The organism is Polynucleobacter sinensis (assembly GCF_001595985.1).
In the GTDB taxonomy this organism is placed as follows: domain Bacteria; phylum Pseudomonadota; class Gammaproteobacteria; order Burkholderiales; family Burkholderiaceae; genus Polynucleobacter; species Polynucleobacter sinensis.
The window spans coordinates 52,452-77,296 of record NZ_LOJJ01000005.1 but is presented as its reverse complement, the minus strand read 5'-3'; the positions used below and the strand labels follow the sequence as shown (position 1 = coordinate 77,296).

The 24,845-nt window shown below is 46.4% G+C and carries 23 protein-coding genes, 1 other RNA gene, 1 pseudogene and 1 riboswitch; of the genes and pseudogenes, 13 read left to right on the top strand and 12 right to left on the bottom strand.

Translation table 11 applies throughout. From position 1 onward, the window contains the following. Positions 1 to 77 precede the first annotated feature (77 nt). Genes AOB49_RS07590 through panC form a run of 3 tightly spaced genes read left to right on the top strand, consistent with a single transcriptional unit; the run spans position 78 to position 1,976 of the window. Complete coding sequence (locus tag AOB49_RS07590) at positions 78 to 266, top strand: DUF3460 family protein (RefSeq protein ID WP_062309577.1); 189 nt, start codon at positions 78 to 80, stop codon at positions 264 to 266. After that, a complete protein-coding gene (locus AOB49_RS07585; protein WP_062309576.1) occupies positions 259 to 1,128 on the top strand; it encodes a segregation and condensation protein A in 870 nt (289 codons plus the stop codon). Before AOB49_RS07590 ends, AOB49_RS07585 begins: the two co-directional genes overlap by 8 nt. Further along, positions 1,125 to 1,976: a pantoate--beta-alanine ligase gene (gene panC / locus AOB49_RS07580; RefSeq protein WP_062309574.1), complete on the top strand. Its 852-nt coding sequence runs from the start codon at positions 1,125 to 1,127 to the stop codon at positions 1,974 to 1,976. The genes AOB49_RS07585 and panC overlap by 4 nt, the downstream gene beginning before the upstream one ends. Before the next feature lie 25 nt (positions 1,977 to 2,001). On the opposite strand, the gene AOB49_RS07575 is transcribed toward panC, so the two are convergent. The 6 genes from AOB49_RS07575 to AOB49_RS07550 all read right to left on the bottom strand — a co-directional run bounded on the left by AOB49_RS07575 (position 2,002) and on the right by AOB49_RS07550 (position 8,709). Beyond that, positions 2,002 to 2,934, bottom strand: coding sequence for a methionyl-tRNA formyltransferase (locus tag AOB49_RS07575; RefSeq protein ID WP_062309572.1), 933 nt, complete (start codon positions 2,932 to 2,934; stop codon positions 2,002 to 2,004). A 1-nt stretch (position 2,935) separates the two neighbouring features. Continuing rightward, positions 2,936 to 4,183: a formyl-CoA transferase gene (gene frc / locus AOB49_RS07570; RefSeq protein WP_062309570.1), complete on the bottom strand. Its 1,248-nt coding sequence runs from the start codon at positions 4,181 to 4,183 to the stop codon at positions 2,936 to 2,938. A 141-nt stretch (positions 4,184 to 4,324) separates the two neighbouring features. Beyond that, on the bottom strand, positions 4,325 to 4,750 hold the full coding sequence (locus AOB49_RS07565) for a PAS domain-containing protein (RefSeq protein WP_062309569.1): 426 nt from the start codon (positions 4,748 to 4,750) through the stop codon (positions 4,325 to 4,327). Between the two features lie 93 nt (positions 4,751 to 4,843). Continuing rightward, positions 4,844 to 6,094, bottom strand: coding sequence for a formyl-CoA transferase (frc, locus tag AOB49_RS07560; protein WP_062309567.1), 1,251 nt, complete (start codon positions 6,092 to 6,094; stop codon positions 4,844 to 4,846). Between the two features lie 76 nt (positions 6,095 to 6,170). Continuing rightward, complete coding sequence (gene oxc, locus AOB49_RS07555) at positions 6,171 to 7,880, bottom strand: oxalyl-CoA decarboxylase (protein WP_062309566.1); 1,710 nt, start codon at positions 7,878 to 7,880, stop codon at positions 6,171 to 6,173. A 211-nt stretch (positions 7,881 to 8,091) separates the two neighbouring features. Continuing rightward, complete coding sequence (locus AOB49_RS07550; protein WP_062309564.1) at positions 8,092 to 8,709, bottom strand: Crp/Fnr family transcriptional regulator; 618 nt, start codon at positions 8,707 to 8,709, stop codon at positions 8,092 to 8,094. Between the two features lie 71 nt (positions 8,710 to 8,780). Beyond that, positions 8,781 to 8,995, top strand: a riboswitch (cobalamin riboswitch). A gap of 146 nt (positions 8,996 to 9,141) precedes the next feature. Here AOB49_RS07550 and AOB49_RS07545 point away from each other — a divergent pair. The 8 genes and pseudogenes from AOB49_RS07545 (at position 9,142) to AOB49_RS07515 (ending at position 15,446) form a co-directional block, all read left to right on the top strand. Then, positions 9,142 to 11,124: a TonB-dependent receptor domain-containing protein gene (locus tag AOB49_RS07545; protein ID WP_062309562.1), complete on the top strand. Its 1,983-nt coding sequence runs from the start codon at positions 9,142 to 9,144 to the stop codon at positions 11,122 to 11,124. A 2-nt stretch (positions 11,125 to 11,126) separates the two neighbouring features. Continuing rightward, positions 11,127 to 12,032 carry an ABC transporter substrate-binding protein gene (locus AOB49_RS07540; RefSeq protein ID WP_245640644.1) on the top strand — a complete coding sequence of 302 codons (906 nt, stop codon included), beginning with the start codon at positions 11,127 to 11,129 and terminating at the stop codon, positions 12,030 to 12,032. Beyond that, positions 11,999 to 13,009: a FecCD family ABC transporter permease gene (locus tag AOB49_RS07535; protein ID WP_245640643.1), complete on the top strand. Its 1,011-nt coding sequence runs from the start codon at positions 11,999 to 12,001 to the stop codon at positions 13,007 to 13,009. The genes AOB49_RS07540 and AOB49_RS07535 overlap by 34 nt, the downstream gene beginning before the upstream one ends. Beyond that, the gene (locus AOB49_RS07530; RefSeq protein ID WP_062309557.1) at positions 13,006 to 13,767 is read left to right on the top strand and encodes an ABC transporter ATP-binding protein; all 762 of its coding nucleotides are present in this window, start codon (positions 13,006 to 13,008) and stop codon (positions 13,765 to 13,767) included. The genes AOB49_RS07535 and AOB49_RS07530 overlap by 4 nt, the downstream gene beginning before the upstream one ends. 51 nt (positions 13,768 to 13,818) lie before the next feature. Continuing rightward, complete coding sequence (locus AOB49_RS07525) at positions 13,819 to 14,103, top strand: hypothetical protein (protein ID WP_062309555.1); 285 nt, start codon at positions 13,819 to 13,821, stop codon at positions 14,101 to 14,103. Further along, a pseudogene (locus AOB49_RS12445) lies at positions 14,078 to 14,317 on the top strand (cell division protein ZapA); the annotation flags it as partial. The gene AOB49_RS07525 and the pseudogene AOB49_RS12445, both read left to right, overlap by 26 nt. A gap of 90 nt (positions 14,318 to 14,407) precedes the next feature. Then, positions 14,408 to 14,627: non-coding RNA, 6S RNA (gene ssrS / locus AOB49_RS07520), on the top strand. Continuing rightward, positions 14,628 to 15,446 carry a sulfite exporter TauE/SafE family protein gene (locus AOB49_RS07515; protein WP_062309553.1) on the top strand — a complete coding sequence of 273 codons (819 nt, stop codon included), beginning with the start codon at positions 14,628 to 14,630 and terminating at the stop codon, positions 15,444 to 15,446. A gap of 19 nt (positions 15,447 to 15,465) precedes the next feature. Here AOB49_RS07515 and AOB49_RS07510 read toward each other — a convergent pair whose 3' ends face one another. From AOB49_RS07510 to AOB49_RS07485, 6 genes are all read right to left on the bottom strand, one after another. Continuing rightward, positions 15,466 to 16,989 (bottom strand): malonate--CoA ligase, encoded by a 1,524-nt coding sequence (locus tag AOB49_RS07510; protein WP_062309552.1) that lies wholly within the window; start codon positions 16,987 to 16,989, stop codon positions 15,466 to 15,468. 34 nt (positions 16,990 to 17,023) lie between these two features. Then, positions 17,024 to 17,986 carry a Bug family tripartite tricarboxylate transporter substrate binding protein gene (locus AOB49_RS07505; protein WP_407070233.1) on the bottom strand — a complete coding sequence of 321 codons (963 nt, stop codon included), beginning with the start codon at positions 17,984 to 17,986 and terminating at the stop codon, positions 17,024 to 17,026. Between the two features lie 156 nt (positions 17,987 to 18,142). Continuing rightward, positions 18,143 to 19,447 (bottom strand): malonyl-CoA decarboxylase, encoded by a 1,305-nt coding sequence (locus tag AOB49_RS07500; protein ID WP_062309548.1) that lies wholly within the window; start codon positions 19,445 to 19,447, stop codon positions 18,143 to 18,145. Between the two features lie 115 nt (positions 19,448 to 19,562). Next, a complete protein-coding gene (gene lgt, locus AOB49_RS07495; protein WP_062309546.1) occupies positions 19,563 to 20,363 on the bottom strand; it encodes a prolipoprotein diacylglyceryl transferase in 801 nt (266 codons plus the stop codon). A 16-nt stretch (positions 20,364 to 20,379) separates the two neighbouring features. Continuing rightward, positions 20,380 to 20,844 (bottom strand): DNA polymerase III subunit chi, encoded by a 465-nt coding sequence (locus tag AOB49_RS07490; protein ID WP_062309544.1) that lies wholly within the window; start codon positions 20,842 to 20,844, stop codon positions 20,380 to 20,382. Between the two features lie 17 nt (positions 20,845 to 20,861). Next, positions 20,862 to 22,457: a leucyl aminopeptidase gene (locus tag AOB49_RS07485; RefSeq protein WP_407070232.1), complete on the bottom strand. Its 1,596-nt coding sequence runs from the start codon at positions 22,455 to 22,457 to the stop codon at positions 20,862 to 20,864. 118 nt (positions 22,458 to 22,575) lie between these two features. Here AOB49_RS07485 and lptF point away from each other — a divergent pair, with 118 nt between their 5' ends. Then, positions 22,576 to 23,691, top strand: coding sequence for an LPS export ABC transporter permease LptF (lptF, locus tag AOB49_RS07480; protein ID WP_062309542.1), 1,116 nt, complete (start codon positions 22,576 to 22,578; stop codon positions 23,689 to 23,691). After that, positions 23,688 to 24,842, top strand: a complete 1,155-nt coding sequence (gene lptG, locus AOB49_RS07475) for an LPS export ABC transporter permease LptG (protein ID WP_062309541.1) — start codon at positions 23,688 to 23,690, stop codon at positions 24,840 to 24,842. The genes lptF and lptG overlap by 4 nt, the downstream gene beginning before the upstream one ends. Positions 24,843 to 24,845 lie beyond the last annotated feature (3 nt).

The following is a 24,845-nucleotide window of genomic DNA, read 5'->3' as shown; positions in this document are numbered from 1 at the left end:
AATGATGGGTTGGCAAGGTATTCTTGCCTGGTAATTTTTTTAAGCTGTTGATTTAATTAAGAATTTTAGGAAATATGATGGCAAGATATACCTCCGAATTCACCCAGTTCTTAAATGAGCTCAAATCCGAGAAACCAGACCTCGAAGCAGGCCAGCAAGCTGGTCGCGCCCTCCTATGGGATAAAGAGCCTTTGAGCGTAGAGGATCAACGTCGCGCTAAAGCTGCCAAACTGAAACAGCGCGCTTACGTTTACTCGAATGACTGAGTTAAGGACCGAGCCAGGCGCTCAATCTGAATTACTAGACAGCACCCCATCCGTGACGGATGGAATGTCTTCCGCCTTCGCGAAGTTATATGGCGAGCCGTTATTTAAGCTTCCTACTGATCTATATATTCCGCCTGATGCTCTAGAGGTTTTTCTAGAGGCGTTTGAAGGTCCACTGGATCTATTGCTCTATCTCATTCGCAAGCAGAATTTCAACGTACTTGATATTCCTATGGCTCAGGTGACGCAACAATACCTGAGCTACATCGATCAAATTCGTCACCATAATCTAGAGCTCGCCGCTGAATACCTCTTGATGGCTGCGATGTTGATTGAAATTAAATCTCGCATGCTATTGCCGATGAAAAAAGCAGATAGCGATGAAGAGGTTGAGGATCCACGTGCTGAATTGGTTCGTCGCCTCTTGGAGTACGAGCGCATGAAACTTGCCGCACAAGAGTTAGACCAAATTCCACAGCAAGGACGCGACTTCCAAATCGCTCACGGCTATGTAGATACAACAGTGGCAGTAACTTGGCCCGAAGTAAATCTAGATGATCTGCAGATGGCCTGGCGTGATGTGCTTCATCGCGCAAAACTCAATCAGCATCACACTATTACTCGCGAAGAATTATCTGTACGAGATTTTATGACCCGTATTTTGCGTCGCTTACAAAATACTCGCTTTGTAGAATTTGGCGAACTATTTGAAGAGGCAATTAAATCGGGTAAGGGCGTACCGGTTGTGATTGTGAACTTTATCGCCATGCTAGAACTTTCTCGTGAAGCTTTAGTGGAAATCACTCAGGCAGAACCGTATGCCCCAATCTACGTTCGCTTGGCTTATACCCCTGTTGCATGAAAATCATTAGCGATATACAAGAGTTGCGTGACCACTTGCGTGGACAAAATCGCGCATCCTTTGTGCCAACAATGGGAAACCTTCACGAGGGCCACCTCTCGCTCATGCGTTTAGCCAGGCAACATGGTGACCCAGTTGTTGCCAGCATCTTTGTAAACCGCCTACAGTTTGGTCCAAACGAGGATTTTGATAGTTATCCTCGTACGATGCAGGCCGATATAGAGAAGCTAGAAAAAGAAGGTGTCTACATTTTGTTTGCGCCAACCGAGCGCGATCTTTATCCTCAGCCCCAAGAGTACCGCGTCGATCCTCCACAGCAATTGGGTGACATTCTTGAGGGTGAGTTTCGTCCTGGATTCTTCAAAGGCGTTTGTACTGTTGTACTCAAACTTCTTTCCTGCGTACAACCTAAAGTGGCAGTATTCGGGAAAAAGGATTACCAGCAACTCATGATCATTCGTCAGATGGCAAAGCAATTTGCACTCCCGGTTGAAATTGTTCCAGGTGAAACCATCCGCGCAGAAGATGGTCTAGCGCTCTCCTCGCGCAATGGATACCTCTCTGTTTCTGAGCGTGCGGAAGCGCCTGAATTACAGAGAGTCTTGCAAGAAGTTCGTGCGCGCGTACTGGATTTAAGTCAGCGCAACACGCATTCACTCTTAGAGATTGAAAAAAACGCAGTAGACCTTTTGACTGGCCGCGGCTGGCAACCTGATTACATTGCCATTCGCCAACAAAGTGATTTAGCGCCAGCTTCTAATGAAAGTCTTCAGGCTGGCGAGCCGCTAGTTATCCTGACTGCTGCTAAGCTAGGAAAAACCCGTTTGATTGATAACCTCGAAATCTAGCATCTCGGTATTGTTGGCAGCGTGACTAGAGCGCGAAAAACTGCCCTACTTCCAGACTCAACTCTTTAGCCAATTCAGCGCCGCTGACTTTTCCAGCGGACCCCTTTGCTTTTAAGACTTCAATTTGCCCGCCATGGCAGGCGACAAAGAATGAATCCAGGGTAATTTGGGTGATCTCACCAGGCTTACCCTTAACCGCTGCAAAAGTAGCTGCTACGTGTTTATGGCAATCGTAGACCTGTACTTTTTGCTCGCCAAACTTTGTCCATGCACCTGGTGCAGGATTGCAGGCACGAATCAGGTTGTATATCTGCGTGATGTGAGTAGACCAATGAATTTGAGCGGCATTAGAGTCAAACCAACCCTCATAGTTTGCTTGCGACTCATCCTGAACCAATTCTTGATGCTTGCCCGCAACGACCAAGTCAGCAGCCTCAAGTAAGGCCCTCACTCCAATTGGGAAAAGATGATTGAAGTAAATCTCGCCGAGCGTGTCGTCAGGTCCAATTGCTACCTCTTTCTGCAAAATCACTTCACCCTCATCCAAACCATCGGAGGGTCGGAAAATAGTTAAACCCGTCTCCTCTTCACCCAAGGCGATCGCCCAATTTATCGCGCTAGGACCACGATACTTGGGCAATAAAGACGGGTGATATTGGATCGTGCCGTGTTTTGGGATCTTGCAAAGCTCTTGCGGAACAAACTGCAGAACATAAGCCATCACGCAAATATCGGCATTGCTATCAATCATGGCTTGCGCTGCCTCAGCACTCTTCAATGAGGCAAACTGCAAGGGCGATAACCCTCTTGCAATCGCCGCCTCTTTCAGTACTTCAGGCTTGGTAGATTTCGGATTATCTGGCGGGCAGAAAACAGCAACAACCTCATCACCGCGATCCAAAAAGGCTTCTAATGCCGCCTTGCCAAAATCCGCACTTCCAATCAGCGCAACCCGCATCTTAGATTACCTTATCGTGACGAAGTGCAATCAACTCATCAGTGGAGTAACCCAGCTCACTGAGGATTTCATCAGTATGCTCCCCCAATAACGGTGAACGTGTAACATCAGTTGGGCTGTCAGACATCTTAATTGGATTACCCACAGTGAGGTATTTTCCGCGAATAGGGTGATCAACTTCAACAACAGTTCCAGTAGCGCGCAATGCAGGCTCTTCAGCAATTTCTTTCATAGAAAGAATTGGGCCACAAGGAATGTCATATTTATTCAGGATGTCCATGACTTCAAACTTCGTCTTAGTCATGGTCCACTTTTCAATTTCGCCAAAAATTTCCATCAAGTGGGGCAGGCGCGCCATTGGTGATGCAAAACGCACATCAGTAATCCAATCTTCGCGGCCGATCACCTTACAAATTGCTTCCCAAACAGGGGCTTGCACGATGACATACATATAGGAATTGGGGTCTGTTTCCCAGCCTTTGCATTTAACAATCCAACCAGGCTGACCACCACCAGAAGCATTGCCAGCGCGGGGTACGGAGTCTCCAAACTCACCATTCGGAAATTGTGGATATTCCTGCATCGTGCCTACGCGCTCTAAACGCTGTTGATCACGCAACTTCACGCGGCACAGGTTTAATACTGCGTCTTGCATTGCTGCCAAAACTTTTTGTCCGCGACCAGAGTGCGTGCGCTGATACAACGCTGTCACAATCCCTAAGGCCAAATGCAATCCAGTGCCGCTGTCACCAATTTGTGCGCCAGTGACCATCGGAGGGCCGTCATCAAAACCAGTAGTCGATGCTGAACCACCGGCACACTGCGCTACATTTTCATAAACCTTGCAGTCTTCGTAGGGGCCAGGACCAAAACCTTTCACAGAAGCCATAATCATCATCGGATTGAGCTCTTGGATACGTTCCCAGGAAAAACCCATGCGATCTAATGCGCCAGGAGCAAAGTTCTCAACAAGCACATCACATTCTTTAATCAATCGCTCCAGAATTTCTTTGCCTTTTGGAGTCTTCGTATTTACAGTGATTGAACGCTTGTTATGGTTCAGCATCGTGAAATACAAACTATCGGCATCGGGAATGTCGCGCAACTGACCGCGTGTAGCATCGCCCTCTCCCGATTTTTCCACTTTGATCACATCTGCTCCAAACCAAGCCAGCAACTGCGTACAAGTTGGCCCCGACTGAACATGCGTAAAGTCGAGGATTTTGACTCCCTCTAATGCTTTTGCCATGATGAACGTCCTAATAAGATTGAAATTTTGAATTAGTCCGATTTTAACAGCGAGGGATTGCGGTGCAACATGGACTGCCTAAATAATAGGCATACACCCTTTTAGAGACCTCAATTTGATCTGTTTTGGTATATCAAATGATTATTGAGGGTTCTCAAGGTCGGAAAGGCGCTTTTTCAGTGCCCGCTCCTCAGCAAAACGCTCCGTCTCATCCCGAATAATGGCCGCAACGCCATTGGCCTGATGTTTTTCATCAAACAGCATCCCCACGGTAAAAGCAATCGATAAAGTGCGTCCATCCTTATGCTTGGCAGGCACCTTTAATAAAGAAGTGCCATAACGCGTAGTTCCTGTTGCCATCGAGTGGCTATAGCCCTCGCTATGCCTTTGACGTTGTCGCTCCGGAACAATGAGATCTAAGGTCTGGCCCAAAGCCTCTTCCTCGGAATAGCCAAAGATTCTGGTAGCGGCAGCATTCCATAAAACAATATGCTCCTGGGCGTCGGCAACAATCACCGCATCGCCAACGGCATCCAGTAATTGCAATAAATCCACACTAGTTTTCATGTTCTCAGTCTAAAGAATTTTATTGATAAATGGGGAATAAAAAAGGCGCCCATTTAGAGCGCCTTTGAAGTCAAAACAAGCTATTTATTGTTATTAAACTGCTTTAGCTGCATGCAACTTAGCAATGTCGTCAGCGCTATAACCAAGATCTGCCAATACTTCATCGGTATGCTCACCCAATACTGGTGATGGACCAACTTCGATCTCTAAATCAGAGAACTTGATTGGGCTACCGATAGTTAAGTACTTGCCGCGCACTTTGTGATCTACTTCAACGATAGATCCACTCTTACGCAAATCTGGTGATGCAGCCAATTCTTTCATTGAGAGAACTGGTGCGCAAGGAATATCGAACTTGCGAAGGATATCCACAGCTTCATACTTAGTCTTATCCTTGAGCCAATCTTCAATCGTTGCAAAGATATCAAAAATCTTATCTTGACGCGCTTCAGCAGTCATATATGCTGGATCAGTTGCCCACTCTGGCTTACCTAAAGCCTTGGTAATTGGCTCCCATGCATGACCTTGAATAGTGAAGTAGATGTAAGCATTTGGATCTGTTTCCCAACCCTTACACTTCAATACCCAACCTGGCTGACCGCCACCGCCAGCGTTTCCGCCACGTGGTACTACATCAGTGAATGAGCCATGTGGATACTGTGGGTACTCTTCCAAGTAGCCAACTTTGTCCAAACGCTGTTGATCGCGCAACTTCACACGGCACAGATTCAATACTGCGTCTTGCATTGAGCAGGATACCTTTTGGCCTTTGCCAGTTTTTTGGCGCTGCATCAATGCAGTCAAAATACCAATTGCAAGATGCATACCAGTGTTGCTATCACCCAAAGCAGCAGCAGAAACTGTTGGAGGACCATCCCAGAAGCCAGTTGTTGAGGCAGCGCCACCAGCACACTGCGCAACGTTTTCATACACTTTTAAATCTTCGTATGAGTGGCCATCGCTAAAACCTTTTACCGAAGCCATGATCATTTTAGGATTTAACTCTTGAATACGCTTCCATGAAAAACCCATACGATCGAGCGCGCCTGGACCAAAATTCTCAACCATCACGTCAGATGTCTTGATCATCTTTTCCAATACTTCTTTACCTTCTGCAGTCTTAGTATCCAAAGTCAAAGAACGCTTGTTACCGTTCAACATAGTGAAGTACAAAGCATCCGCACCTGGAATATCGCGCAATTGACTACGAGTTACGTCGCCAGCACCTGGACGCTCAACTTTAATCACGTCAGCACCATACCAAGCCAACAACTGAGTACATGCTGGGCCAGCTTGCACGTGTGTGAAATCGATAATGCGAATACCGTCTAATGGTTTAGTCATGTTTGTTTCTCCTTAAAGTATTTCTTATTTACTATTTAATTGGTTCAAAAAATATTGCTTGTTTATTGTTTCCAAATTATTTCTTGCTAGCAGCGGTAGATGGATTCAAGTTTGTTAAACGTCCACTTTCCGTACCAGCAGTTTCATCAATCACCGCATTAATAAGGGCTGGCTTACCTTCAGCAATAGCCTTCGTTAATGCTGCTTCCAACTCTGCTGGGGTGGTTACGTAATAACCTGCGCCACCAAACGCCTCCATCATCTTGTCGTAACGCGCATCCTTCACGAACACCGTTGGAGCGACATCGGCGCCGCCCGTTGGATTCTTATCAGTACCGCGGTATACACCGTTGTTATTAAATACAACTACAGTAATTGGCAGGTTGTAACGACAAATAGTCTCTAGCTCCATGCCGCTAAAGCCAAAAGCGCTATCACCCTCAACAGCTACTGTTGGCAAGCCACTAGTTACAGCCGCACCAATTGCGTAACCCATACCAATACCCATAATGCCCCATGTACCGGAGTCAAAACGCTTCCGTGGCTTATACATATCTACGATTGCACGGCAATAGTCGAGCGTATTTGCGCCTTCGTTAACTAAATTAACATCTGGGTTTTTCTTGATCACATCACGAATCGCACGCAATGCGCCATGGAAGTTCATTGGTGAAACTTCTTTGGCAAGAGTCTCAGCCATCTTGGCAGTGTTCTTATCCTTCTTCTCATTGATCGCGTTGATCCACTCTGAGCTTGGCTTTGGAACTGCGGCAATACCCTTCAAGAGCTCGCCAACAACTGAACCAATGTCACCAATCAATGGGGCATCAATCTGAACGTTACTATCGACTTCGTTTGCTTGAATATCGATCTGAATAAATTTCTTCGGATCCTTACCCCAAGTTTTACCTTTACCGTGTGCAAGTAACCAGTTCAAACGCGCACCAACCAACATCACTGCATCAGCTTCAGCCAATACAAATGAACGGGCCGCGGATGCGGATTGCGGATGATTGTCTGGCAACAAGCCTTTAGCCATCGACATTGGCAAATAAGGAATGCCTGATTTTTCAATTAATGCGCGAATATCAGCATCAGCCTGAGCGTATGCAGCGCCTTTACCCAAGAGAATTAATGGACGCTTTGCGCCTTTCAATACATTCAATGCACGCTCTACGGCATCAGCAGCAGGAATTTGACGTGGAATTGGATCAATTACTTTGAAGATAGACTTTTTAGCCTCTTCAACCGGCATTGTCTGGGAGAGCAATTGCGCAGGCAAGTCCAAATACACACCACCTGGACGACCAGAAACTGCAGCACGAATTGCGCGAGCAAAACCAATGCCAATATCTTCGATGTGATTGATACGGTACGCAGCTTTGCAATAAGGCTTGGCAGCATTTAACTGATCCATCTCTTCGTAGTCGCCTTGTTGCAAATCAACAATCTCACGCTCGCTTGAGCCTGAGATCAAAATCATTGGGAAGCAGTTCACAGTGGCGTTTGCAAGGGCTGTTAAACCATTCAAAAAACCTGGCGCAGACACTGTCATACAAATACCAGGCTTTTGTGTCATGTAGCCCGCAATTGCCGCAGCATTACCAGCGTGCTGCTCATGACGAAAACCAATAAAGCGCAATCCTTCTGCTTGAGCCAAGCGGCACAAGTCAGTAATTGGAATGCCAACGAGACCAAAAATGGTGTCAAGGTCATTTGCCTTTAAAGCATCAATGACGAGGTGAAAGCCATCAGTTACTTGTGTATTTTGATTGTCTGTTGTCATAGAAATTTTTTAGTTAATCACACTGCCCGAACGCAAAATATGTTCAGTGCAATTTAGCTTTCGCTAACTGTCTCCAATTAAGTTATTAGTAGTGCCACGGGTAATTATCTACACCCCGCTAAGGCTGAGGTGAATCTTAGGCTTAGGGATGTAGATCATCATTGACTTCGGTCAATTTCCCCCTGAATTCTAGAAACAACTAGAGAATTAACTAAACAAAGAGCTCTTTATGCTTTGTTTTAAGGCGACTCAAAGTCTCTGGGGACAGGTTGAGATAGGCGGCCAACTCTTTTTTAGGGAGTAACTCAAATAAATCCTCATATTTACGCAGAAAACGCTCTACCCGACCCGGAGCATCAAGCATATGCAAGGTAATTGTGTGGGCCATGATTTCACTCATCAGGCGCATGACTTCAAACTCGAAACTTTCCTTTAGGGGCTTATGGGTATCCAGAAATTCAGCCCACTTCTTCAGAGGCATTCTGGCAACACGGGCCTTAGTAACGCAAGCAATACTATATGGGGCAGCCGTCTTTAGGCGCCATGCGGCGTAACTGGTTTCAATATCCTTCTCGATGGCAAAGCGCAAAATCATCTCTTTGGCATCAGCGCTAGAAACAATGCGCTTCAAAATACCGTCCAGCACAAAGTACTGCTCCATCTGGTGATCGCCCTGATGAAGCAATATTTCCGATTTTTTAAGGTCTGAGACCTCCAAATAGTGCTCTAACTCCGCCATTGCCGCCGAATCCAAGCTTTTGAGTACTGAATTTTGGCTAAGCTGAAGGCGAATGAGGTTTTTTTCGGGGTGCTTATCTAATGCTGTCATGAATTCTTAATCCTGTAGGCCTTATTGTAGGCTCTTTTCCCCCTCAGAACGACTTAGCCCTAGAGGGTAGGATAGAATGACGGGGTCGTGGTGCTTTATTGCAGTGCAATAAAGTTAAACGGGAAACACTAAACGTGTGCTGCCCCCGCAACGGTAAGTAAATGCACCCTAACTTCCGAGTGAAGGTGTCAGGAATTTGATTAAGCCACTGTGCGCGTCAATTGCATGGGAAGGCCAAATTCTGAGATTTACTAGCCCGGATACCGGCCAAGACAGGTGGAATTTTGCGGACGGGGATCTTCGCGCGCTAATGAAGCATCCCAAGCAACTGCAAAGATGCCCAATTGACGCCTGAACTCTCAAAATGTGAAATTCTGTTCGACCCAGCTTACGGGGAAGTGAGCCAGGTGATTCGAAGGCAGAAAGTTCATCATGAAAAAGCAGTTCAGCAACAAAACCCTAGTGGCACTCATTTGCGGCACAGCATTAACACTCCATGCAGTGGCGCAAAACAATTCATCGGTCTCTGTAATCAACCAGTCGACCCCAATGACTCCTGTTATTGTGACGGCTACCAGAACGCCCACCGAAGCTAAAGATGTGCTGGCGGACTTTACCTATATCGGCCGCGAAGAAATTGAGCAAGCAGCTCAAACTAGTCTGCCGGAATTACTGCAGCAGCAACGAGGCATTCAAGTATCTAATACCGGCGGCGCCGGGAACGTTTCAAGCATTTATATCCGGGGTACTAACAATAATCAAAGTCTAGTTTTGATTGATGGAGTACGTGTAGAGTCTTCAGCCCTAGGGGGACCCATTTGGAATTCAATCCCCCTATCCTCAATTGACCATATTGAAATTATTTACGGTCCCCAAAGCACCTTTTACGGAGCAGATGCAATGGGCGGCGTCATTCAAATTTTCACCAAAAAAGGTGGTGGCGCCACCACGCTGGATGCATCAGCCGGATATGGAACCTACGGCACCAGCATCACTAACGCGAGTGCATCAGGCACGATTGAGGGCGCCAACAGGACGGCATACGCATTAGGAGTAAGCCAAGAAAACTCCTTGGGCTTTAACTCCGTCGCCAGTAATAATGGCTGCTCCCCCCAAAACCCAACTCGGACCTGCGCCTTCCCCACGGTAAATAATGGCTTCACAAGATTAGGGGCAAACGGACAAATTTCACAAGAGTGGGCACAAGGACAAGAGTTAGGCTTGAAGTTACTAGCTACGCGCGTCAATTGGCAATACCCCAGTGATGCGTATTACGACTCAGCCTACGTCGCAACAAGCGCGCCAACGCAGAATAATCAAGTCAATAATTTATTAGTCGCCTCAATATACTCAAAAAATCAAATCAATCAATATTGGCAGAGCATAGTCCAGCTTGCAAATTCAACTAGCTCTGGACAAAACTTGACCGGCTTTAGTAATGACAAGATTGATACACCAGAAAATACCTACACTTGGCAGAATAATTTTGCAATTGGATCCGATACTTTGCAGTTATTGGCAGAGCGTAGGGATCAATATGTCAATGCATCTAACTCACCAACCGGCACTGGGGGCGGTTGCGGATACGGGATCCCGTGTGCAGTCAATCAATCTCGTACGACAGATTCATTTGCCGCCTCTTACCAATTAAAAAGAGGAAATAACTTGGCTAACGCTTCAATTAGAAACGACTCCATTACAAGCTATGGCTCGAAAGTGACTGGAAGCGTGGCTTATGGATATTTCTTTACAAAACAATGGCGCGCCAATATAAATTATGGAACTGGATTTAGAGCGCCTACGTTCAATGAGCTCTATTACCCTGGATCCGGCAACCCTACACTAGCGCCCGAAACAAATCGAAATGTAGAGGCAGGCCTGCATCATGAAAATCAAGTGTATGACTTACATTTGATTGCATACCAAAATAACATTCAAAACCTGATTCAATGGCAACCTACGACAGCAGATCCATACGGTTTATGGGCACCAGCCAACTATGGTCTTGTGCAAATTAGAGGCGTGTCTTTGGGTGGCAACGCTAGACTGGGGAAATTTATCTTAAAGGCATCTGCCGACTCACTAAGCGCAATCGATCAAAAAACAAATCTTGATCTACCCAATAGAGCAAGGCAGGTTGGGAATATTGGGCTTGAATACAACCACAATAAAGTTCAAATTGGCTCGAATATAACCCTCTCAGGCCAAAGATATGGCTCTCCAGCATCTAGCTCAAATACCCAATGGATGGCACCCTACGCATTAGTCAACCTTTACTCCAGTTATGAATTTGATCCACGGTGGACAATATTTGCTCGCTGGAACAATATGTTCAACAGCAATTATCAACTTGCATACGGCAGCAATACACCAGGATCTAATGTATTTGCTGGTATTCGTTATGCAATGAAATAACAATGAGAGATATACAACAACCCTCAATGCGCTTTTGCTTTTTAGCAGTAGGGGTTGTTGTATTTTTATTTGGTCTCTCTTTGTCAGTTTTTTCTGCACCAATTTCGGTAAGCGACGATCGGGGTGTTGTCATTACATTAAGTAATCCACCACAACGCGTGATTAGCCTCTTACCATCGCTTACGGAATCCGTCTGCGCATTAGGGAAGTGCTCTACCTTAGTCGGCATTGATCGATTCTCTAATTGGCCAAAATCCATTCAGCATTTACCTAAACTTGGCGGCATGGGTGATGTCAATATTGAGCGTATCGTACAGCTCAAGCCAGACCTTGTGCTTCTGGATAAAACGTCGCCAGTCATCGCACGCTTGAATAACTTAGGTATACAAACATTTGCACTGGATATCAAATCCATGAATGATGAGCTGCGTGCGCTTGAAAAATTAGATACGCTTCTAGGGGCTTCCGAAAGCAAGCGCGTCTGGAATCAAATTCAACAAGAAATCATGCGTGCTCGCAAACAACTTTCATCTAGGGATAAGAGTATCAAGGTCTACTTTGAAGTAAACCCAAGCCCTTTTGCCGCGGGACGCACTTCCTTTATCGGAGAAATTCTGACGCAACTCGATTTAAGCAACATCATTCCCGAATCTCTCGGACCGTTTCCCAAAATCAATCCAGAATTTGTAGTTCAAGCTAACCCAGAAGTCATTCTATTAACCGAATCAACTCTTACCGATCTTCAGAAGCGCCCCGGTTGGAATACTATTCCAGCAGTTTCAAAAAAACGTATCTGCAGTTTTACCAGCGAGCAAAATGACATCCTGGTCCGCCCAGGACCACGCATGGGTGAGGCGGCCCTATTAATTTCCCAATGCATCCAAGAGAAGATGTCATCATCCCAGTAATGCAAAAAAATTACTTCCTTGGAAAACTCCTCAGCCTTGTAGCTCTCAGCCTAATATTGATCCTACTGGGATCTCTATTGGGAAGCGCCGGGGCAAGTTGGGCTCTAGGAAATTCTGATCAAACGATTCTTCTGGATATACGCCTGCCAAGATCTCTAGGTGCCTATCTTGCGGGCGCTTTATTAGGGCTTGCAGGAGGCATTGCACAAAGCCTCTTTCGTAATCCATTAGCTGATCCCTATCTACTGGGAAGCGCTTCAGGTGCCTTACTTGGTGTTGGGAGCGTTCTTTGCTTTGCCTATCTAGGTAACTCTTGGCTTGAACTGATTGGTTTAAATGGCGGCGCTTTCATTGGTGCATTGCTTGGCGTATTGGCCTCCCTTTTACTGGCGGGTGGTTACCAAAGTTCATTGCGTCTTTTATTGTCTGGCGTAGTCATTAGCGTCATTCTGGGCGCTGCAAATTCTTTATTTACCTTTATCCGACCCGATCTCTTTCAGAGCATTCAGTCATTCATGCTTGGTAACACTACCCTGCTCAGCTGGTCAGGTGTAAGCGTTATGAGTTTTGTATTGTGTGTTTGCTTACTGATAACGCTTTTCATCAGCCCTTCTTTGGATGCACTGGCTCTTGGTGAAAATACCGCTCGCACATTGGGTCTGCCGCTAGATCAATTACGCCTTGTACTCATTGGCATCCTTGCGCTAACTACTGGATGCGCCGTGGCGCAAACTGGCTTGGTGGCTTTTGTAGGCTTAGCTGCACCCCATTTAGTCCGAAAATTATCGGGTGGACGTCAACGAATTCAGTTGCTGTTTTCCTGTTTGGGTGGTGGCATCTTATTGCTAAGTTCAGACCTCATAGCACGGACAATATTTGCCCCCATAGAAATTCCAGTCGGCATCGTTACTGCAGTCCTTGGTGGTTTTTATCTACTAGTTCTATTAAGGCAATCGCCTTTCAGGGGTCGCTCATGAGGTCCCGCCAGACATCAATTTATCGAGGACCCTGCGCAGTTCTCAGCAACCTTGACCTGGATATCCCACAAGGGCAATGGACAAGCATCATAGGGCCCAATGGGGCGGGTAAATCATCCCTCCTGCAAGCGATGGCCGGTCTTCTCAAATATTCAGGCTCTCTCACGCTAGATGGATTAGAACTAAACACTTTTAATAAAAAAGAGTTGGTCAAGAAATTAGCGTGGCTTGATCAGGGTTCGACTTCACACGATGAGTTTTATGACACGCTCAATGTATATGACACGGTGATGCTCGGACGCATGCCACATCAAAATTGGCTACGTCTACCATCTGCCCTAGATCACCTTCGGGTTGAGGCATGCCTGAAACAAACTGATGCATGGGAACTGCGTCACCGCCCTTTACAACAACTTTCCGGGGGCGAACGTCAGAGAGTTTTATTAGCGCGACTCCTCGCAGTGGATGCAGAAATTCTGCTGATGGATGAGCCGCTGGCAAATTTAGACCCCCCACACCAGGCAGATTTTCTTGGCTGGCAACAGACCTTGCTACTGCAGGGTAAAACCTTAATTACCGTCCTTCATGAAGTACATTTGGCCCTAAGGGCAAATCACTTAATCATGCTCAATCAGGGCAAACTGCACTACCAAGGGCCAAGCCAAGACCCAAAAACACATCAGGCCCTGATCGAGCTATTTCAGGGACGGATTCGCCTAGAAAAACTTGGAAATGATTGGGTGGCCCTGCCCAATTAAGCCTAAAGACAGGAGTTCCACAAAGCGTTTTCCTGAGACTACAATGCTCATATGAACGAGCACACTCCTCATACATCGAGCAACCAAGCGCCAACGGACGAGATTAACACCTCCATTGCGAGGCTATCTGCCAAAATTAAAGCCATTACTGATGCCGTGAAAATTCTGCATCAAGACCGCACTCAATTGGAGGGCAAAATTGAAGATGCGCAAAAACGGATTCAACATATACTAAGTCGGCTACCGGAGCAAAGTGATGGTCGCCAAATGAATTTACTTGGTGAAGCAGTAGCGCCAACAAACCCAGAGGATGGCAATGAGCCAACAACGCATTGAAGTAAGCCTCGCCGGGCAAAAAATTACTCTAGCAACTAGCGCGGAGCATGAGCCATTATTGCGTGCGGCCTGCACTCTCGTTGACGAACAAATTCAACTAGCAATTAATGGTGGCAATCGCAGTATTGAACGCGCTAGCATGATGGCAGCGCTCAAGATCGCCGGCGATCTCATAAAATTGCAAACCACATCATCACAGACCCCAATTCAAAGCGCCGCCTCCAATACTGATCCAACTGAAATTGCGCGACTTCAACAAGAGATTCGCTCGCTGGAAGATCAAGTAGATGCGTTGATGCAAACCCTTTCCCTGCCTGGTTCGCCAAGGCCAATAGTTCCTTGAACCGATGCGCAAGCATCCGGAACGATCTTTACCTTGTGGGCGTGAGCGTTTCGAATGTTTCACAGTGGCAGCCTCGCGCTGTTCACTCCCTGAGCTTCTTAATGCACCCGAAGCAGAGTAGCCGTTCCACCTTGAACCTTAGGGTTCAGGATGACGGCCTAGCGGCTAAGGCGGGGAATTCATGTCAATAAACGATATCTTCATACTGATGCTGTGCGGCAGCGTGTCTGGCTTTCTAGCTGGCCTTCTAGGCATTGGTGGCGGAATGATTCTCGTCCCCATCATGATTGTGATTTTTAATCACCTGGGATTTAACCAAAACATCATCGTCCACATGGCAATTGCCACCGGCATGGCAACCATTCTGTTTACTACCACCTCAGCAATCTGGGCGCACCATAAACACAACTCTATCGATTGGAAACTAGTCGCAGCACTAAGCCCTGGATTGGTATTGGGTAGTCTCTTTGGCGGTAGTGAAATATTTGAGGCCATTAATACTTCCTGGCTCTCACTGGTATTTGCGATTTTTATCGTCTACACCTCAATTCAAATGATCATCAACAAAAAGCAGGCTCCTGGGCGGGAGTTGCCTGGCAACCTAGGGCTTTTTTCATTCGGTGTGTTGACGGGTATTGTTGCAAGTCTAGTTGGGGCTGGCGGAGCATTTATTACCGTGCCTTTCATGCTTTGGTGCAATGTCAAACCGCATACCGCGATGGCCAGCTCTTCAGGCTTGGGATTTCCAATTGCAGCTGCAGCGACGATCGGCTACATGTACGGAAGTTGGGGAAATCCCAATCTTCCTGAAGGATCATTGGGATTTGTTTATGTTCCAGCCGTACTCTGCATCGTGGTGGTAAGCATCTTCACCGCTCCGCTAGGCGCAAAGATGGCCAGAAAACTCAATGTTACTCAACTCAAACGCATTTTTGGCGTGATGTTATTTTTGCTTGCGGCCTTCATGTTTAATGAAAGCCGCAAAGCATTTGGCTTCTAAACCAACACTCTCAATACCATTAGTTGGTGTATTGCTGACGCAAAATGTTCTTCTGTACCTTGCCCATTGCATTGCGAGGTAAGTCAGCAACAATTTCTAATCGCTTAGGAATCTTGAAGTTTGCGATTTGAGTTTTTAGTGTTGCAATCATGGCTTGAGGATCGAGTTTCGCGCCCGTCTTGGGCACTACCACCGCCATTACCGCCTCACCAAAGTCAGGATGCGGAATACCAATCACAGCACTTTCATCCACGCCATCCATATCATCAATAAAACTTTCAATTTCCTTTGGATAGACGTTATATCCACCAGAAATAATTAAGTCTTTGCTTCGTCCAACAATACACAGATAATCCTTCGGTGCATTACCGCCATTTGCAGCGCCACCCCAGCGACCTACGTCACCAGTTTTAAACCAGCCATCTTTGGTAAATTCTTCGGCAGTTTTTTCTGGCATACGCCAGTAGCCTTTAAATATATTCGGCCCTTTAACCTGAATATTGCCAATCTCATCAACTCCACAAGGCTTATTGTTCTCATCGACTACGCGTACTTTCACGCCAGGCAATGGCAAACCAACAGAACCTCCTACACGATTACCTTTGTAGGGATTGGAGACCAACATCACCGTCTCACTCATGCCGTAACGCTCAAGAATAGACTGGCCAATAAGCTCTTTAAAGGTATTAAAGGTTTCCGTTAAAAGCGGAGCAGAGCCAGAGATAAACAAGCGCATATTACGCGCCACATTCTTATTAAATCCTTTGTCCGCTAATAGACGCACATAAAAAGTAGGGACGCCCATCATGACTGTTGAATTAGGCATATGGTGAATCAATTGGGGAGTATCTAAACGTGGCAACCAAATCATTTTGCTACCGTTAATCAGTGCGCCATGAGCAGCTACGAACAAACCGTGCACATGGAAAATAGGCAATGCATGCAATAAGACATCGCCTTTTTTCCATCCCCAGAACTTTTGCAATACTTGCGCATTGCTACCTAAATTCTGATGAGTCAACATTGCACCCTTGCTGCGCCCAGTAGTTCCAGAGGTATACAGAATCGCGGCCAAATCATCATCTTTAGCGGCAACTGTTTTGAACTTATCGGACTGAGCGCCCGCACGCTCAAGTAAAGTTCCCTTGCGATCTTCATCCAAAGTAAACACATGCTTGGTGCCTGCCTTAAAAGCTACTTTAGATACCCAAGAGAAATTCTTACTGCTGCACACCACTACTGCTGGCTCAGCATTCTCCAGAAAATACTGAATCTCTGCGGCTTGATAGGCCGTATTTAGTGGCAGATATACGTAGCCAGCTCTAATAGTGGCTAAGTAAAGGAAAAGAGCCTCAGGAGATTTTTCTACTTGGACGGCAATACGAGAGCCAGCGGGTAGTTTGAGACTCTTGAGCAGGTTTGCCATCTTGGCGGTTGCACGCTCTAAATCACTCCAGGAGTAATAAAGACCATCATGGGTTTCTAGCGCACACGCCTGCTTATCCTTTGGAAAACCTTTTTCCAGGAGTGAATATAAATTCATTAGAGCCTCAAAACTAGTAAGTTAAATCAAGTAATTAATCAAGCTTCGCGCCGGATGCTTTAGCTACTGCGGCCCAACGCTTAATGTCGGCAGATACGAACTTGCCAAAAGCATCCCCAGTCAAGTTGGGTGTATCAGAACCGTTATTCGTCCAAATCGTTTTGAGCTCTGGGGTGTTAATTGCCTTTTGCACCTCAGCTGTCATCTTATCCACGATCGCTTGTGGCGTTCCCTTTGGGGCAAACAAACCATACCAAGTAGACACCTCATAACCAACCAAACCTGCCTCAGCTGCAGTGGGGATATTCGGAAATCCAGGGGCGCGTTTTTGTGAAGCCACTGCCAGCGCAACAATCGAGCCATTTTTAATTTGCGCAGCGGAAGATCCCAAGCCATCAAACTCAATATCTACTTGACCGGCAATTAAATCCTGCATCGCAGGACCAGCACCACGGTAAGGAATGTGCGTAATGAATGTCTTTGTAAGCATCTTAAATTGCTCACCCGCCAAATGATGGGAGGACCCATTGCCAGCACTCGCATAATTAAACTTACCAGGATTCTTTTTCAAGAGCTCAATAAACTCTTTCAGGTTTTTTACCTGGACATTTTTAGGATTAACCACAATCACTTGAGGTGGACTAGCAATCATGGCGACAGGGATAAAGCTTTTCTCAATGTCATAGTCCAAGCTGGGATACATCGCTGGTGCGATTGCATGATGTGCCGCTCCAACAAAGAAGCTATAACCATCTGGAGCCGCTTTAGCCGCAATCGATGCGCCGACAGTACCCCCTGCACCACCGCGATTATCAATAATGATTTGCTTACCCAGTTGCTTTGTTAACTGGTTTGCAAGAGGGCGTGCAAAAGCATCAGTTCCACCACCCGCTGGGAATGGCACAACAAATGTAATCGGCTTAGTGGGCCACTCTTGAGCCATGGCAACGAGCGGTGTGGCGCAAATGAGAAATAGCGCCCGCTTTAATGCATTCATCGTCGATACGGAAAGTTTGTTTGTTTGATTAAACATCTTTGTCTCCTGTGTTTTCACCAACTGATCTGTTGGTTTTATTTGTGCGGCGGAATTCTAAACCCCTTCATTCTAAGGGGACTTGGCTATTTCGGCAGAAGTTCACCCTCAGCATTAGCACTAAGGCGCCATCAAGCGCCCTACAGCCCTGGAATAAACAATCTCACCATTGGCAAAACGCTCATGATTCTCCTCAACGCTAGCGAGATCGTACAGGTAGTTCACCATCAAACCAGCCGATTGACGTAGGCCCTTGCGCGACAAATCTCCAGCCCAATTAATTAAATGCAGCTTAGCGCCATTCCCAAGGTGAAACTTTGCCACTGGATTGCCATCGCGCCCAGTAGAGGCTAATCCTAGATAAATACTGGCCAGACATAAAAATGCCTCTTTCTCGCCCGCCTTTGCATGATCAGGATGCCAACCACTAGATAGCTGCTCAGCCCAAGACTGGCCATCCAAGCTCAACGTTGCCAAAGCCGCATCGCGAGCCGCCTTTACATTTGACTTTAATCGCTCGGCGGGCACGCCCTCACCTAAATTCGCCCCAGCCGCTACCCAGTCCATAAAGCCTGGGATTGGCGACAATGTCACAAAAGTTTTGATGCCGGGAAACTCTGCATGCAGTTGCTCTGCAACCCGTTTAATTAAGAAATTGCCCATCGATACGCCGCGTAAACCAGGCTCGCAATTACTGATTGAGTAAAAAACGGCAACCTTGTACTGAGAAACTTGGTCTACGGTTTCCGCCTTCTTATCCACCAGAGGCGTAATAACGGTAGGGATTTCTGGGAGAAGTGCAACCTCAACAAATATCAAGGGCTCACTGGGAAGCTGTGGATGAAAAAAGGCAAAACAGCGACGATCAGGTTGAAGGCGACGGCGCAAATCATCCCAGCCATCAATCGCATGAACAGCTTCATGTTGTATGAGCTTTTCTAACACCTCCGCTGGAGACTTCCAGTCCACTCGGTGCATCTTCAAAAAGCCTGGATTAAACCAAGAAGAAAGCAAATGGCGCAGATCAAAATCGACCGCTGCTAGCTCCGGTTTTTTATCGAGTAACTGCAATAAATCACGCCGCATTTGCACCACTGCGGCCGTTCCCTCGCTTGCCCGATTTAATCGACGAAAAAATTCTTGACGAGGAGATTCTGAAACTTTTTGCAATTGGATGTAATTGCGGGCACTAGAATCGGCGGCAAAATTTTGCGCTGCCTTTAAAACAGCTTCAGCTTCAGGGTTGAGTTTTTCAAACAGAAATGTAAAGAAAGACACATGCTGGTCTTTAGTCAATTTGCGGTAGTTATTAACCACATCATCAGCCATGCTGACAGCGTTGGATTCACCACGCTCAGATATCAGGCGCTTAATCGCATTATTGGCTTTTGATAAATTTCGGGCCTTAGTTAACTTTTCCAGCATGAATGACTTTCAAGGAAGGTGAAAACGATGCGAAATTAGGCAAAACAGTGGTTTTATGACGTTTATTTTGGCCAATAAAGCAAGTTAGCTACAAAAGACCAAAAAAACCTCGTTTTTAACTACTGATAGCTGCTTTTTTCGCACTTACTCTCACTATAAGGTAAATTCCGAAAATAATCATTGGCAGAGAAAGCCACTGTCCCATGGAAAGCCCCAGACCAAGCAAACCCAGAAAAGCATCTGGCTCCCGAGCATATTCAGCCAAGAAACGGCAAATGCCATAGCCAAGCAAAAAGAATCCAGATACCTGCCCAACTTTTCGAGGTCTACTCGAATAAATCCATAGCAAGATACCTAGGCATAGACCTTCTCCAAAGAGTTGGTACAGCTGTGATGGATGTCTAGGTAAGGCATCCACCAAGGGGAACACCATTGCCCATGGTAAATCGGTTGGCCTTCCCCATAACTCGCCATTGATGAAGTTACCTAAACGCCCAAACGCCAATCCAAATGGGACAAGAGGCGCGACCAAATCGCTGACCACGAAGAAAGATACGTTGCGGCGATGGGCAAACCAAAGCAGAGCAAGTAATACCCCCAGAAGACCACCATGGAAAGACATGCCGCCTTCCCAAATTTTGAAGATACTTAAGGGATGAGACAAATAGTAGCCAGGCATATAAAACAAGGTGTATCCCAAGCGTCCGCCCAAAACTACACCTAAAACCCCGGCAAACAAAAGATCCTCAAGATCTTTATAACCCCAACCTAAGGATTGGTATCTTGGCGCATGAATGCGTATGCGACCCAACAATAAAAATTGGGCAAAAGCCATGAGATACATTAAGCCGTACCAATGAATGGCAAATGATCCAATACGGAGTGCTGCAGGATCAAATTGAGGATGAATGAGCATTAGCGCCAATCAACAATTAGGATTTGGATTGATCGAAGTTGTGCAACTCATGACCCAACGCGCGATAGGCTTTGTAACGCTCGCGCCCCGCTAATCTCTCTGCCTCGTTGACAGTAACAACCTCAACGATTCTCGGGAAACGAGCAACTAATGCCGCCACATCTTGAGGCATTCGCATCCCCAGATGAATCATGATGTCTGCATGCGGGAGTTGCGCTAGGGCAGCAGATGCGAAATCGTCCGTTAATACAATAGGCGTTTCACTGGCTGCCTCATGCTCAATGAAGCAATGTGGCAAAAAATCAGTTGCACTAAAAGTCCAAAGAAGCTCATCTAATTTTTTGAGATCAGCCTTTTCTCCGACCATCACAATATTTCGAACTGCTTCACCGGACGGAGTGCCGCTCCAAATTTTGCGAGTCAAGCGACAAGCGTATTCCAGCTTGTCACTGACGTTGCTATGAAAATCAATACGGGCCATCAAAGCACCTTCCGCTTTTACTTTTGTTCGAGCAAGTAATTAATCAAGAGGGGTACTGGACGACCAGTCGCCCCCTTAGCTGCTCCACTCTTCCATGCAGTACCAGCCACGTCTAAATGTGCCCACTTATATTTTTCAGTAAAACGAGATAAGAAGCAGGCCGCGGTCACGCTACCAGCCGGTCTTCCACCGATATTAGCTACATCAGCGAAGTTAGATTTGAGTTGCTCATGATAGGCAGCATCTAAAGGCAATCGCCACACAGTATCAAGCGAAGCGTGTCCTGCATTAGTCAAAGCCTGCACCAAACCTTCATCCTCGGAAAATAATCCACTATGGACATGGCCCAAAGCAATAATGCAAGCGCCTGTTAATGTCGCCACATCAATAACCGCCTTTGGCTTGAATCGCTCCACATAGGTGAGGGCATCACACAATATCAAACGGCCTTCCGCATCAGTATTGAGAACTTCAATCGTTTGACCTGACATGCTTTTCACGATATCGCCTGGACGTGTTGCTTGGCCAGATGGCATATTTTCGCAAGTAGGAATCACGCCAATCACATTCTTTTTCAACTTCATTAAGGCGGCCGCATACATAGTGCCAATCACAGAGGCGGCACCACACATGTCATATTTCATCTCATCCATCGCCTCGCCCGGCTTTAATGAAATTCCACCAGTATCAAAGGTAATGCCCTTGCCTACGAATACGATCGGAGCTTCACCTGCTTTACCGCCTTGGTGGCGCATCACAATAAATTGAGGAGGCGTATCGGAACCTTTTGCCACCGCCAAAAATGAGCCCATGCCCAATGCTTCAATTTGCTTGCGCCCCAAAACCTCAACCTTTAATCCAGTTTTTTTACTCAAGCCCTGAGCAGTTTTACCAAGGTATGTAGGGGTGCAGATATTGGGCGGTAAATTACCCAGGTCTTTAGAAAGATTCATACCTTCAACCATGGCAGCGCCCTCAGAGACTGCCGACTTGAGCTCCTTGGCACAAGCCTCGTTTCCAGCAAAGATCAGGTGAGCAAAGGTGTCCGCCTTATCTTTGGCTTTGAATTTCATGCTTGGGTGACGAACCCCAAAACGATAAGCCTGATCACCCGCATACTGAATTGCCAAACGCACTTCCTCAGCGATAAAGTCTGCGCGATGACCCAAAGCAAAACTGGGAATGAACCACAATGCGTTTTGAATAGATCCACCGCTCAATTGCTTCAAAGTCGCACGTGCGATCTTAGAGTAAGCAGTAAGGCTGCGCGCAACAGCCGAACTTACATCCCCCAAGGAAACGAGCAATATGCGCTTGACCTTAACACCAGATTTACCCCAAGACGGATCCGCACGCAAAATACAGGTGCTTGCCTGCAAAGCATCTAGATCACCAACGAGGTTGGCATGCATAACCGAGCCATTGAGCAGGCGATCTAATTCAAGCAAAATTCCAGTTTTGGATTTTGCAGAGCCGAGGGCGTCTAAATCGGCCTTTGAATAGGCCAAAACTAAACAATCCGAGGCTTGGGATAGTAGGGTTACCAGGCTCGATTTGAGCAATTTAGGGTTATTAATGTCGGCCTGAGCAAAAATCTTGGTACTAAATTGAATAGTCATGATCTCTTAAGGTATTTTTAAATCAATTCAAAAGGAAAAGGGTTGTTTATCCATTATCCTCCGACATGAAGGTTCGCATCCTGTCTGAGCCAATAACCGCCATCATCCATTCATGATTTTTCACCAAGCCCTACGCCGAGAACTCAGTTTTACGACTGGTGGCGTCTTTTTGGTTTTGGTAACCATCATGATCACCACCCTAGTGATTCGAATTCTGGGATTTGCCGCCAACGGGGCGGTAAACCCTGAGGATGCCCTAGTATTAATCGCCCTAGCCACACTGGGCTATATGGCCGTATTGTTGACCGTCTCGCTATTTGTAGCGGTTCTGATCGTACTAGTGCGATGGTACAAAGATTCTGAGATGATTGTTTGGTTCGCCAGCGGCCTGAGTGTTGCCAGCCTCATCAGGCCCATCCTGCAATTTGCCGCCCCTCTTTTAGTGATTATTGGACTACTCGCCCTGTTTGTCTGGCCCTGGGCTAATCGGGAATCAACCATCATTAGCCAACGATTCCAACAGCGTAGTGATGTTTCGATGGTTGCTGCTGGCCAATTTAAAGAATCCGCCAAAGCGGAGCGTGTGTTCTTTATCGAAGAATTGGATATTGAAAAAAGTGAGGTGAAAAATATTTTCGCCGCTGAAACAAAAAATGGGCGCTTAAGTGTTGCCGTAGCTTCTACTGGATTTATTCAAAATGCAGAAGGCGGCGAAAAATCGATCGTACTGAGCAATGGTAGACGCTATGAAGGATTGCCCACTCAACCCGATTTTCGAATTTTAGAGTTTGCTCAATACAGCACCAAGATTCAGAATAAGAGCGCCTTAGATCCAGCGCCAAGAGATCGAGAAAAAACTGTCTTTGAGCTTCTGAACGACCCCGATACCAATGCGACAAACCCCAATCGCGCAGAGTTATTGTGGCGCATTGGTTTACCGTTAATGGCCTTAGGTTTAGTGTTAATTGCCATTCCGCTCGCCTATGTCAATCCTCGACTTGGTAACTATACGGCGATGTTTTATGCAGTCCTGATATACCTCATCTATAGCAACTTATTAAACCTGACGCAAAATTTTGTCGCCCAAGGCAAGGTAAATGTATTCATGGCAGCTTGGCCAGTTCATCTACTCGCTTTCGGAATCGCATTTGTGCTCATTCGCAATCGCATTAACCCTTCATTAAAGTGGTGGCGCCGTCAATTGCCAGCCTTCTTAGCTAACAAATGAAAATTCTTTTTCCTTTCATTTTTGAGCGCTATTTAGCCAAGCAGATCTATGCTGCTTTTGGCTTCATTCTATTTGCCTTAGTGGCGCTATTTTTATTTTTTGACATCCTTGGCGAACTGGGATCTGTCAAAGGTCAATACACACTCCCATTGGCACTGCTTCATGTTTTATTAAAGGCCCCCAGTCGCATTTCTGAGATCATCCCAATCGCAGGACTGATTGGGAGTATTTATGTTTTCGCAATGCTGGCCAGTCAGTCAGAATTTACTATTTTGCGTATTGCTGGTTTAGATGTCCGCAGGGGGTTAACTACCCTAGCGAAAATTTCACTACCGCTGATTATTGTCACGCTCATCATGAGTGAGTGGCTTGGGCCTTATACCGAGAGCCTCTCCGACCAAATTCGTATGAAGGCCTTGGGCTCTTCGTATAGCTCGCAATTCAAAACGGGGGTTTGGGTCAAAGATCGCTTACGAGACGAGGATGGTAGCGGGCCCGTTCGACCAGGAGTGCGTTACGTCAACGTCGGAAAAATTGAACAAGACAATGAGATCAAAAATATTCGCATGTATGAGTTTGATGATGCCTATCGTCTACTATCTATTCGTAGCGCAGTATCGGGCCGCTTCGATCAATCGGGAACATGGGTTCTAGATGATGTGACTGAAACTCGCTTTAAAGAAATAAAGTCCTCAGATCCTTTAAATCCAGCCTATTCAGCGCATACCTTTACCCACCCGATTGTGAGTCTTGAGTCAGAAGTAACACCGCAAATTCTGAGCGTGCTGTTAGTGAGCCCTGAAAAAATGTCCATCCTCAGTTTGGGGCGTTTCATTTCTCATCTGAAAGATAACAAGCAGGATGCTCAAAGGCATTCGATTGCGTTTTGGAAGAAGGTAGTCTATCCACTAACCATTTTTGTCATGCTTGCTCTTGCCCTGCCATTTGCGTACCTGAAAGTCCGAGCAGGCAGCGTGGGTATCAAAGTGTTCGGCGGCATCATGCTGGGCATGAGTTTTCAACTATTCAACTCACTCTTCTCCAATGTGGGGCTTCTGGGTTCATGGCCATCTTTGCTGACCGCCATCATTCCACCCCTGGTCTATTTCATATTGGCAATTGTGGGATTGCGTTGGGTTTCTAAGGCTTAATAC